The following is a 12,026-nucleotide window of genomic DNA, read 5'->3' as shown; positions in this document are numbered from 1 at the left end:
ATTCATTCTAGCAAAATCAACAAGCATAAACAATTTTTAAAGGAATTTAATTCTAGCTCTACTACATGGAAAAAGCCTTTCCACTAAAAGGAAAGGCTTAATAGGAAGAAAGCATATTATTTATACTTATCTAATTTATCGCCAATTACGTCACCAAGCTGGAAGCCTGATTGTTCTTCATCTTTCTCGTAGTTCTTCATATCAGCTTGTTCCTGATCTTGTTCAATTTCTTTGATGCTTAATGAAATACGTTCATCATCCTCATTTACATCAAGCACTTTCACGTTAATTTTTTGATTTATTTCTAGTACTTCTTCTGGAGTACCAATATGTCTATTAGCAATTTGTGAAATGTGAACGAGACCTTCGACTCCAGGGAAAAGCTCAATAAACGCACCGAAGTTTACTAATCGCTTAACTGTTCCTTCAACTACATCACCTTGAGAAACTTTCTCATTGATGTTCGCCCATGGCCCAGGTAAAACAGCTTTATGCGAAAGTGAAATTCTTTCGTTATCTAGATCAACTGAAAGTACTTCAACCTCGATTTTATCACCTTCAGAAACGATGTCAGATGCTTTTTCTACATGCTCGTGTGCCAATTGTGATATATGGACAAGTCCATCGACACCACCAATATCAACAAAAGCTCCGAAACTTGTTAATCGTTGAACGGTACCTTCAATTACTTGACCTTCTTTAAGTGAGCTTAACAATTCACTCTTCTGTTTGTTTGCTTCTTTTTCAACTACTGCACGGTGTGAAAGAATTATTCTATTTTGACTACGATCTAATTCTTCAATAACCACTTCTAACGTTTTTCCTTTGTAATCAGAGAAGTCTTCTACAAAGTGTGTCTCGACTAAAGAAGCGGGAATAAACCCACGAATACCTACGTCGACAACAAGACCACCTTTAACTACTTCTTTAACTTCTGTTTCAAAAACTTCTTCATTATTAAATTTCTCTTCTAATTCGTCCCATGCTTGAACTGCATCTACCGCTTTTTTAGAAAGTACAATTTCATCATCGGTAACTTTCTTTACTTGCAGTGTTAATGAATCCCCTTCATTAACAACATCACTAGGGAGTTCTACATGTAAGCTAGAAAGCTCGCTTATCGGTACAATACCTTCCGTTTTATACCCAATATCAACAAGAACTTGTTTGTCTTCCACTTTAACAACAGTTCCTGTTACTGTATCCCCTACGTTCATTTGTGGAAATTCATTCAACTCGTTACTCATATCCTTAGCCTCCTAAATTACAGTACGTATCAATAAATATATCATTCTTTTAATAACTTCTAATAATTACAATTATTTGTCAAGTAAAGTATTCTATTTTTTAGATTTTATTAACTTCTTCTAGAATTCTGTTAACTACTCCATCAATTGATAAGGAAGTTGTATTAATTTCAATCGCATCTTCTGCTTTTACTAGTGGTGCCGTTTTTCGATTTGAGTCTATTTCATCTCTTTGTTGGATCTCTACTTTCAATTCTTCTAAATTTGAATCCATTCCATTAGCTAAATTTTCTTCATGTCTTCTTTTTGCGCGCTCATCTACGGAAGCGACTAAAAAGAATTTGAGTTTTGCATTTGGAAGTACATGTGTGCCAATATCTCGTCCATCCATTACTACTGGTTGATTTTCAGCTAATGCCTGTTGGCGTTTAACCATTTCAAGTCTAATAGATGTTAGCTTTGCTATATGTGACACGTTTCGAGACACATTATGATACCTAATCTCATCTGTCACATCTTGGCCATCAAGGATGACTCGTTGCTTGTCATTTACATTCTCAAGGGTAATAGTGGTGTCTTGTAATAATTCCATAATTGAAGTTTCATCTTTTAAATCTAATGCTTGGTTTAAGGCTTTTAAAGTTAAAGCACGATACATTGCACCTGTATCTATATAAATGAAATTTAACTTTTTAGCCACGATTTTAGCAACTGTACTTTTACCAGCAGCTGCTGGGCCGTCAATTGCGATTGCATTCAGTTCTTGCATATGCGCTTTCTTCTTCCTTTCGAGATGCGAGACACACTCACACAAAACATTTTTTATATTGTCTAACACTCATCATATCATATATATTATTCAAACTTCAATTACTGGAAGGAATACAGTTTAGCTAAGTTCTTTTTTTCTTGATTCGCGTTGCTTTTCAAAACAAAAGCGAATTATTTTTTGCTGCTGATCTGATTTTATGTTTAAAAACTTTACAGCTACTGTATGTATGTTGTCTCTTACTTGAATAAATACTATTTCCGCATCTGAATAAACGTAGTGTATTTCATCTGAGTTCATTTTTAAGACTATCCATACGTCTATTCCTTGTCCTAAACTATATTTTGTTGAATCAGGAACGATTAAAGATATGCCTCCACCACTTACATCAGACGTAATTGTTGTAAAAGGTTCAAAATCAGCATGTTTACTGTGAACTGCTACATCTATAGATGCATCAACACGAACAAATTCTCTGCGCTGAATTCTTTTGATTTTATCTTTTTCTGGGATAGTCAGAGCAAGTGCAGGTATATTTAACTTTACCCTTTTAGCAATACTTGAATTAAATTCATATACGGCATTATCATCTGCTCTATACTCCACTTTATAAGTTGTTCCTATTGGATGGAATGCTTGTTTTAATGTCATTGTATTTACTGGGTAGTCAATAATTATTTCATTTTCTGTTTTATCAATAATTTTACATTTAAATTTTTCTGGTTTTTTCCCTATTTCTTTTAATTCTAATGATAAATTTCTCCCGATCTTCATTTCTTTACTCCCCCATATCTTTTTAGAAGGACACGCTGCAAATTATATATGTATATGTAATTAACTTTTCTTTCATTCTATTCTATTATTACAGATAAAATAAAAAAGGGAAAGGCTTTTTACCTATCCCTCCTGAAATTATTAGGAATATCTCAATTCTTTTCCATCTAGTTTTTCAACTTTCTCTTCATTACCATTCATAGCATTGATATAAATTCGGTACGTATCGTTTCCAAGCGTTCCTAAAAACTCGTAGGTAAATACTTCTTCATTTAAATCATTTTCAATAATCGCCAAACCTTTTTCCTGAATTTCGACGCTAGGATTCACGAAGGATAACGCTTCTTCTTCTGAAATTTCAGGTTCATTTATTTCTCTTTCGTGATGATTGCTATAGTATCTATTGGCTGTAAATCCAATCAAATCTCCATTGTCTAAAGCAATTTTCATTTCCACAGCATCAGAGAATACTCTTATTCCATCTTGATTATATAAAAATGAATATAATCCATTGCTATCATACTCCGTACTTTGGTAAAGCACCATATCTTCAAAACCAAACTTTTTAAGATATTCTTCAGCTCTTTCCGCACCGTCGTGAAGACTCATTTCCTTCGCTTCAATTGGTCGCTCAACTAAAATAGAGAGTGGATGTCCACCTTTTTCGGTTATATCCATATAGCCATATTTTTCATTATTATTGTAGGTTAAACTGTAAACAGGTATTTCTGCCCCATCACTTGAACGGGTAATTGAAATATCTTCTTCATTTTCAATCTCAAATATATCCTTACCAATTTCTATTGCATCTTCTTCAGAAAAACTATCTCCATCTAACTGGTCAAAGTAGTTTGTTTTATTAGCTAATCCGACTAATCCTGATTTACTATTCGTTTCAGAATATCCTTGCGCAGAACTATCAACTGTGCGTAGTCCATCTATTACTGGATTCGCGTCTTCATCATTATTAATAAGCGCTAGTTGTACATCCATCCAACGTATATTATTATCTAACGCCTGATGCTGGATATGTCTTAACTCATCTTTTATCTCGTTAGCCTGTGTATATAATTGTTCTAATACTTTTGTTTCTTCATTTGTCAGTGGTTCATCATCTAAATTTCTTACAGCTGTTCGATAAGTAAACTCACCAATCTCAGACAAAAATGCTTCCGTATTATAAAAAGGTAATAAACCTAATGGTAATTGCGAAACATTTGAATGTGCTTCAGAAGTAACTCTCCAAATATCGACAAATTTCGGTGATAACTTTTGATGGGAGTTCATTGCTAAAACAGTACCGATTTCATCATGTAATAAATCCATGTAATAGGTTAATTCATGGAAAGATCTCTGATAACTATTTTCTGCTTGTATTAATACTTGATTTTTCTCTTGATGTTCTTGATACCCCCAAACACCCGTTCCAATTAAAGCGACAGAAAGAATTCCAATTGTCAGCCAGCGAATCATCTTTATTACCTCCTATTCTAATGACAAAATACGTGTTTTCCAATTCGTTTTATCTGTGGTCTTGTCCAGATCCATGGCGAAGTCGCCGTATCGGGATTAAAATAATACGTAGCATTCATCGATGGATCCCAACCATTAATTGCATCCATTACAGCCTCTCTTGCCTTCTCATTTGGTGTTAGCCAGATTTGCCCATCAGCAACAGCGGTAAAGGCTCTGGGCTCGAAGATGACACCTGAAACTGTGTTCGGAAAGTTTGAATCAGAGACTCTATTAAGAATAACTGCCGCAACTGCTACTTGCCCTTCATATGGCTCTCCCCTTGCTTCTCCGTATACAGCATTAGCCATCAGTTGGATATCATTTTGAGAGAATCCTTGAGGTACATTTACTGCTGTGGTTTCCACAGTTTCTGATTGTTGATTATTTCCACCTGCTTGTTGTTCGTTACTAGTGCCGCCATAATGAGTAAATTTATTACCTTGATTTACTTGTTGTTGGACATAAGCTTTATCATACTCACTTGCTTGAACTAATTTATTCTTCGTTTCTTCCCCTGCTAATCCATCAATCTCCATTCCAAATTCATATTGAAAGTTTCTCAATGCCCAATATGTACCCCAACCGAATACACCGTCAATATTTCCATTATAAAAACCTAGATACTGTAATCTTGCTTGTAATTCGATAACATCTTCGCCAATTGCACCGTGTTGAATCACTTGTGGGCTAAATGCATTTACTGGTTTTTCAATGTTAGTAAACAAGAAGACTGTAGCTATTAAAACCATTGAAAATATTAAATAGAATTTTTTCATCATCTTCTTTTTTCCTCCTCAATTCACATTACTTAATAATAGCTTTTGCTAGAAGGCCATTTTTATTCAAAAAAATAGCATGTACCTCTGAGAAAGGTACATGCATGAAGATTTCAATTAAATGTTTAATTCACGATTGATAGTTGCTTGGTTTGCAATTTTCATTCGATGAAGTCCGAAAATCCATAAAACAATCATAAAGGGAACAAGTACATATAACCAGTTAGATGTTACTGCCTGGATTAGTGTATTATAAATACCATGCAAGACAAATGGTATAAAGAAAGCTATAGCACGGTTAAAATTAGTATGACTTTCACTCAATTTAGCTTTACCAAAATAATAACCCATAATAACTCCAAATAAAGCATGGGAAGATACCGGGAAGATTGCTCTAGCAAATCCGTATTCAATTCCATTTGTTAAGAGGTAGAGTATGTTTTCAACAGAAGCAAAGCCTAAGCTGATTGCAACTGCATAAACAATTCCATCATAATGATCATCAAATTCATCATGATGGTACATCGCAAACATAAAGACAAACCATTTTAGAAATTCTTCTAAAAAAGCCACTTGTACGAAGGATTCTAGAAATAAATTCATAAAGATTCCTTCCTTTTCCATCGCATACTGAATAAACATGATGGGAAATACAAGAAGCGCCCCTAGAATAAAAGAACGAATGATGACAGGTATTGGCTCTTGGTATTGATCTTTTAAATAAAAAAATGACATTAATGCCACTACAGGAGCAATCCCCACAGATATAATTGCTAACATGGTGTCAAACCTCTTTCCAAATACAATAGTTTTATCGTATCATTAACTATGAATATTTAAAATAGGAAAAATATAAAAGCAGGTGCATAGATTGAAGAAGATACTAATCATTCATACTGGCGGAACGATATCAATGTTAGAAAATAAGGAAACAGGTGCTGTACTTAGTAGTACGGATAAACATCCATTAAGTGAACTATCATCCGAATATCAATCGATTGCTAATGTTGATGAAGATGTAATTTTTGATTTACCATCTCCTCATATTACACCAGAGCATATGTTAATATTATCTCAAAAAATAAATGAAGTTCATAAGGACTATGATGGAATTGTAGTTACACATGGCACAGATACTTTAGAAGAAACTGCGTATTTTCTTGATTTAGTATTAAATCTAGAAATTCCCGTCATTATAACTGGAGCAATGCGCTCTAGTAATGAAATCGGGTCAGATGCTCTATACAATTTGATCAGTTCTTTAAGAGTTGCTTCTAGCACCGATGCTAGAGGTAAAGGTGTGCTTGTCGTGATGAACGATGAAATACATACTGCTACAAACGTAACAAAGACTTCGACAAGTAATGTAGCAACTTTTCAAAGTCCGCAATATGGCCCTATTGGAATCATTACAAAAGAAATAATTATCTTCCATCATAAATCATTAATAAGACACCATTATCCAGTCACTAAAATCTCATCAGAAGTATTTTTATTAAAAGCTTTCGCAGGCATGGATGAAAAAATCATTGAAGCAATTATCGCTTCGAACCCGGGTGGATTAGTGATTGAGGCTTTTGGTCAGGGGAATTTACCGGAAAGAGTTGTTAACTCTTTAAATTCACTTATTCAAAAAAACATCCCAGTCGTTTTAGTATCAAGATGCTATCAAGGAATTGTCCAGCCAACTTATGGCTATCAAGGCGGTGGAAGACACCTAAAAGACATCGGCATAATTTTTGCTAACGGCTTAACAGGGCCAAAAGCAAGAATTAAATTACTAATCGCTCTGGAAAAAACAAAAGCCTTAAAAGAAATATCGGATGTTTTTCAGTAAAGTACAGTATATTTCCAAAGCGGATCCATCTCTATACTAAAAATGAAATTTAACCATCAGAAAAAGCTAGAAGTTTACTTCACTTCTAGCTTTTTCTTAATATCTTCAGCAATAATATCTCCATGAAAACGACCATTTTCGATAAAAATCGCATTATTATTATATCCTGCAGTTACAACTCCAGCTAAATAAACACCTGGAACATTTGATTCATATGTAGATTCATTATAAGTCGGAATTCCCGTGTCTTTATTCGTTTCAATACCTATACCATGTAAAAATTGAATATTTGGCTGGTATCCAATCATTGCAAAAACAAAATCATTTTCTATTTCTATTTCTTCCTCAAAAACCTTATAACGTACAGCCTCTTCTGTAATTGATGTCACATTCGCATTAAAGACAACCTGTATATCTTCTTTTTTAGCTAGCGAATCAAAACCAGGTAATATCCATGGTTTAATACTCTTGGAATAATCTGACCCCCGATATAATACGGTGACTTCAGCTCCTGCTTTATGCAGTTCAAGTGCTGCATCAACAGCCGAATTTTTGCCCCCAATAATAACTACTTTCTTATTAAAATATGGATGAGCTTCTTTAAAGTAATGGGATACTTTTGCTAAATGATCCCCTGGAATATTTAATCGATTTGGCTGGTCATAATAACCAGTAGCGACGATAACATTTTTAGCTATGTAAGTCTTTTGATTCATCTGATTATCATTTGTAACTACTTCAAATATTTTTCCGGTTTTCTCGACTTTTTCAACTTTTTCAAACGCATGAATTCTCAATGATTTTCTTTTTGCTACTTCCCTATAATAGGTCAGTGCTTCATTTCTTACTGGTCGCTGTTTCTCTGTAATAAAGGCAACATCTCCAATTTCAAGTTTTTCACTTGAACTAAAGAATGTTTGATGTGTAGGAAAGCGATATAAGGAATTCACAATGTTTTCTTTTTCTATGATTAATGGGTTGATGCCATATTTTTGTAGAGAAATTGCAGCTGCCATTCCACAAGGGCCAGCCCCAATAATAATCACTTCTTCTTGCTTCACAAATTTCACTTCCTTATGACTTATTATCATAAAAAAACTCTTACCTAGTATTGATAAGAGTTTTTTATTTTTAAGTTTTTATGAAACTAAATTGGATAAAAGTAAATTGTTTATACCCATCCTCTGAATCTAGAAGCTTCGGCTGTTTTTCTAACTCCAACCATGTATGCAGCTAAGCGCATATCAATTTTTCTAGTTTCAGCTGTGTTATATATTGTGTTAAATGAGTTAATCATTATTTCATGAAGCTTTTGATCAATTTCTTCCTCTGACCAGTAATAACCTTGGTTATTTTGAACCCACTCAAAGTAAGAAACAGTTACTCCACCTGCAGATGCTAGAACATCAGGAACTAAAAGAATACCACGTTCTGTAAGTATTTTTGTTGCTTCAGCAGTTGTTGGACCATTAGCAGCTTCAACAATAATGCTTGCTTTAATATTTGGAGCATTTTCTCTTGTGATTTGATTTTCAACCGCAGCTGGTACAATAATGTCACAATCTAGTTCAAACAATTCTTTATTCGTAATCGTGTTTTCAAATAGATTTGTAACTGTTCCGAAACTATCTCTGCGATCTAACAGATAATCTATGTCTAAACCGTCCGGATCATGAAGTGCACCGTATGCATCTGAGATACCAACGATTTTTGCACCTTGATCATATAAGAATTTAGATAGATAGCTACCTGCATTCCCGAAACCTTGAATAACTATACGAGCGCCCTTAACATCTAAGCCACGTTTTTTCGCTGCTTCGTTAAGTACAATTGTAACCCCTTTTGCTGTTGCAGAATCTCTACCATGTGAACCACCAAGTACAATAGGTTTACCAGTAATAAAACCAGGACTATTAAATTCATCAATCTTACTATACTCATCCATCATCCAAGCCATAATCTGAGAGTTTGTAAATACATCAGGTGCTGGAATATCTTTTGTCGGACCCACAAATTGACTTACCGCGCGAACATATCCACGGCTAAGCGCTTCTAGTTCACGGAAAGACATCTCACGAGGATCACAAATGATTCCACCCTTTGCTCCACCGTATGGTAAATCAACGATACCAGCTTTAAGCGTCATCCAAATCGCTAAGGCTTTTACTTCTGTTTCAGTTACACTTGGATGGAAACGAATTCCACCTTTTGTTGGCCCAACAGCATCATTATGCTGTGCGCGGTATCCTGTAAATACTTTGACTTGACCATCATCCATTCGCACCGGAATACGAACAGTTAGCATTCTTAATGGATCTTTCATTAACTGATAAACTTCATCAGAATAACCTAGTTTGTCCAATGCTTCTTTTATTACTACCCTTGTAGAACTTAGTACGTCTAAGCTTTCATGATTTTCTGTGGTAGAATTTCCTGCTTTATCGGCTACCATGAACTTACCTCCTAGAATATCTATCAATATAAATATAATAAAAAATAAACCTCTTCAAAAAGTTAGTATACACTTTCATAAGAAATATGCAATAAATATACTACTATCATAGTCATTTTTCATTATTTTTTTCCATTGTTAAATTTAAGAACTGTTCTATCATATCATTATATTCTAAACCTATTGTTTTTGCCGTGTCAGGGAAGAGGCTTGTTGGCGTCATTCCAGGTAATGTGTTCACTTCTAAAATATATGGAATGTTTTTTTCATCCAAAATAAAGTCAACACGAGAATATACATCACAATTCAACGCTTGATGTGCAAGAATCGAATATTCTTTTATCTGTTCTGTCAATTCCTCACTAATTCTAGCTGGAATGATGTGCTCGCTTCCTCCCTCAGCATATTTTGATTCATAATCATAGTATTCATTTTTAGGGACTATTTCAATTATCGGAAGTGCTGACTCTTTTCCTTTTAGACCGAGCACAGCAACTGTTAGTTCTTTTCCTTTAATAAAATCTTCAACTAAAATATGATCATCACTTTCAGCTGCCAGTTTTATAGCCTCTTGCACTTCTGTAGGCTTTGACACTATTGTCAGACCTAGAGTAGAACCTTCGCGATTAGGCTTTATGACAAATGGTGGCTGAAAATTATTATTTATTTTATCCGCAAGCTGCGCTAAGTCTGTTCGCTTATTTACAGCGTATGACTCTCCTTTAGCAACTGGTATTCCGTTCAGAGCAAAGATTTGTTTAGCTTTTGTTTTGTCCATTGCAAGTGAAGATGCAAGTACACCTGAACCTACATAAGGAATCTCAAGCATGTCTAACAATCCTTGAATTCTTCCATCTTCACCGTATTTTCCATGAAGCCCAATGAAAACACAATCGACGTCTAAATTTATAATTTCATCTAAACGTTCAGGATGAAAGTCGATACCAACCACATCGTGTCCTTTTTGTTTTAAAGCTTGAATAATTCCATTTCCAGAAGATAAAGACACATCTCTTTCTTTAGAAATTCCACCGTATAAAACAGCAACTTTCACCTTACAACACTCCTCATAACATTCCGATTAGGGTTATTTCCATTAATAAAAATGCTTTATAATTTGACCGATAGCATTATCTTTGTAAATTACCTTGCCATATTCCTCTAATCGGTGGGAAGTAATAATACTCGAATAAGCGTATTCTGATAATAAAGCAATGATCATTTCTTTTTGCGATTGATCAAATTCAGTTTCTTCTAGTAAGTAGTAATACTGGCCATTGTAAAAATACACGGTTCCTCCAGTAATTCCAAATGGAGCTAAATAAGATGAAACTTGAATAACATCTTCAAAGCTTGCAAATGAAAACATTAGCTCATCACTTTCATCTAATGTTACTTTCATTTCAATATAATCATCATCTTCATTTGTTGTGTCATTTATTTGTGTGACGGTTACATGCATTCCTTGTGCTTGCATTAAATACACTTGGACATGTAAAGAACCATCTAATTCAATCTCAAGCTCATCACTTGCATCATACATAACTTCACTAAATAATTCTTGAACGCTTGAAAAATCATCCCACAAATCATCATTTGTAAATCCGCGTTCAACTAAATCATCGAAGGTTAAGAAAACAGTGAATTGGTCACCAGATAATCTCTCGACTCGCATGTAACATCCCCCCAATAATAGTTGCTTTCATTCTAATTAGATAACGAAGTCATCCATAAAATAATTCTTGATTACAATATATGCTGAGAATATGAAATTAGCTAGTGTGACGAACTATAAATATAAATTATTTTAAAGTTTATTAATTAGATTAGTTATTTCGCCATCAAAGAAATACAGAGCCACAATTATTATTGTTATAACAAGCAAACTAATAAAAATAAATCTCATTAGCGGTTTACTCATTTTCATCTTCATCGGCCCTGAGCTTGTATGAACTTCTTTTCTAGGAGGCAAATTTAAAACATCAATTACCCTATGGTTTACATCAGACACTTCTTCAACTTCTTGAGGAAGTGTTTCCTCACTTGTTACTTCTTTAAAAAGCTCTCTTAATTCATTTGCTTGATCTTTATCAATATCATTTGCTGAATTTGTCAATGTGGTTAGCACCTCACTTTTTAAAGCGAATATATAATCCTAATAAAAAGTCTACAATAAAATGAATGACAATTGTAACGACAAGATTCTCTATCAAGATAAATATATATCCAATAAATAGGCTAATAAAAACAACGGAAAGAAATAATACTATCTTTTTTAAATATCTAAAATGGATAACTGCAAATAAAATACTTGCAAATACATATCCAAAAGTCGTTTGAATCACACCACGAAATAATAATTCCTCTGAAATTGCAACCAAAAGTGCAATTAAGAAGATATTGGCAACCGACTGGTTTCTAAATATCCTTTCGTTTATTCCCCCATCATCGAAAGCAGATGCAGGTAAAATGAACATAAGAATAAAGTCTATAGCTACTATTAATAATCCTGCTAAAATGCCATAATAAAATATTTCACCTAAATCCCAATGGAAATAATTTTTCCAATCAGAAAAGTTATCAAATAAAAATACACTTAGAATAATTGCAATTAATAAAAAAAGTAGCTGCAAAAAAACAGGTTTTTTTGTAGTTC

The 12,026-nt window shown here is 33.9% G+C and carries 13 protein-coding genes; 1 reads left to right on the top strand and 12 read right to left on the bottom strand.

Translation table 11 applies throughout. The features are described 5' to 3' along the window. Window positions 1–116: 116 nt before the first annotated feature. From rpsA to prsW, 6 genes are all read right to left on the bottom strand, one after another. Window positions 117–1,247, bottom strand: coding sequence for a 30S ribosomal protein S1 (gene rpsA / locus ACXYMZ_RS04010; protein ID WP_458947068.1), 1,131 nt, complete (start codon window positions 1,245–1,247; stop codon window positions 117–119). A gap of 100 nt (window positions 1,248–1,347) precedes the next feature. Next, a complete protein-coding gene (gene cmk / locus ACXYMZ_RS04005; RefSeq protein WP_458947067.1) occupies window positions 1,348–2,016 on the bottom strand; it encodes a (d)CMP kinase in 669 nt (222 codons plus the stop codon). Between the two features lie 120 nt (window positions 2,017–2,136). Next, window positions 2,137–2,790, bottom strand: a complete 654-nt coding sequence (locus tag ACXYMZ_RS04000) for a flagellar brake protein (RefSeq protein ID WP_458947066.1) — start codon at window positions 2,788–2,790, stop codon at window positions 2,137–2,139. 141 nt (window positions 2,791–2,931) lie between these two features. Continuing rightward, on the bottom strand, window positions 2,932–4,263 hold the full coding sequence (gene ypeB / locus ACXYMZ_RS03995) for a germination protein YpeB (protein WP_458947065.1): 1,332 nt from the start codon (window positions 4,261–4,263) through the stop codon (window positions 2,932–2,934). Window positions 4,264–4,280: 17 nt separating this feature from the next. Then, window positions 4,281–5,081: a spore cortex-lytic enzyme gene (gene sleB / locus ACXYMZ_RS03990; RefSeq protein WP_458947488.1), complete on the bottom strand. Its 801-nt coding sequence runs from the start codon at window positions 5,079–5,081 to the stop codon at window positions 4,281–4,283. 117 nt (window positions 5,082–5,198) lie between these two features. After that, window positions 5,199–5,861 (bottom strand): glutamic-type intramembrane protease PrsW, encoded by a 663-nt coding sequence (gene prsW, locus ACXYMZ_RS03985; RefSeq protein ID WP_458947064.1) that lies wholly within the window; start codon window positions 5,859–5,861, stop codon window positions 5,199–5,201. A gap of 91 nt (window positions 5,862–5,952) precedes the next feature. Between prsW and ACXYMZ_RS03980 the strand changes: the two genes are divergently transcribed. After that, complete coding sequence (locus ACXYMZ_RS03980; RefSeq protein WP_458947063.1) at window positions 5,953–6,918, top strand: asparaginase; 966 nt, start codon at window positions 5,953–5,955, stop codon at window positions 6,916–6,918. A gap of 74 nt (window positions 6,919–6,992) precedes the next feature. Here ACXYMZ_RS03980 and ACXYMZ_RS03975 read toward each other — a convergent pair whose 3' ends face one another. From ACXYMZ_RS03975 to ACXYMZ_RS03950, 6 genes are all read right to left on the bottom strand, one after another. Continuing rightward, window positions 6,993–7,979, bottom strand: a complete 987-nt coding sequence (locus tag ACXYMZ_RS03975) for a YpdA family putative bacillithiol disulfide reductase (RefSeq protein WP_458947062.1) — start codon at window positions 7,977–7,979, stop codon at window positions 6,993–6,995. A gap of 110 nt (window positions 7,980–8,089) precedes the next feature. After that, the gene (locus ACXYMZ_RS03970) at window positions 8,090–9,370 is read right to left on the bottom strand and encodes a Glu/Leu/Phe/Val family dehydrogenase (RefSeq protein WP_458947061.1); all 1,281 of its coding nucleotides are present in this window, start codon (window positions 9,368–9,370) and stop codon (window positions 8,090–8,092) included. Between the two features lie 112 nt (window positions 9,371–9,482). After that, window positions 9,483–10,424 (bottom strand): D-alanine--D-alanine ligase, encoded by a 942-nt coding sequence (locus tag ACXYMZ_RS03965; protein WP_458947060.1) that lies wholly within the window; start codon window positions 10,422–10,424, stop codon window positions 9,483–9,485. A 42-nt stretch (window positions 10,425–10,466) separates the two neighbouring features. Next, on the bottom strand, window positions 10,467–11,045 hold the full coding sequence (locus ACXYMZ_RS03960; protein ID WP_458947059.1) for a genetic competence negative regulator: 579 nt from the start codon (window positions 11,043–11,045) through the stop codon (window positions 10,467–10,469). A gap of 132 nt (window positions 11,046–11,177) precedes the next feature. Continuing rightward, window positions 11,178–11,486, bottom strand: coding sequence for a hypothetical protein (locus ACXYMZ_RS03955; protein ID WP_458947058.1), 309 nt, complete (start codon window positions 11,484–11,486; stop codon window positions 11,178–11,180). 13 nt (window positions 11,487–11,499) lie between these two features. After that, a complete protein-coding gene (locus tag ACXYMZ_RS03950; protein WP_458947057.1) occupies window positions 11,500–12,003 on the bottom strand; it encodes a CPBP family intramembrane glutamic endopeptidase in 504 nt (167 codons plus the stop codon). Between the last annotated feature and the right edge of the window lie 23 nt (window positions 12,004–12,026).

The sequence above is a fragment of the Oceanobacillus sp. CAU 1775 genome, assembly GCF_054482815.1.
The sequence above is the reverse complement of the archived record's forward strand: the minus strand, read 5'-3'. Positions and strand labels throughout refer to the sequence as shown.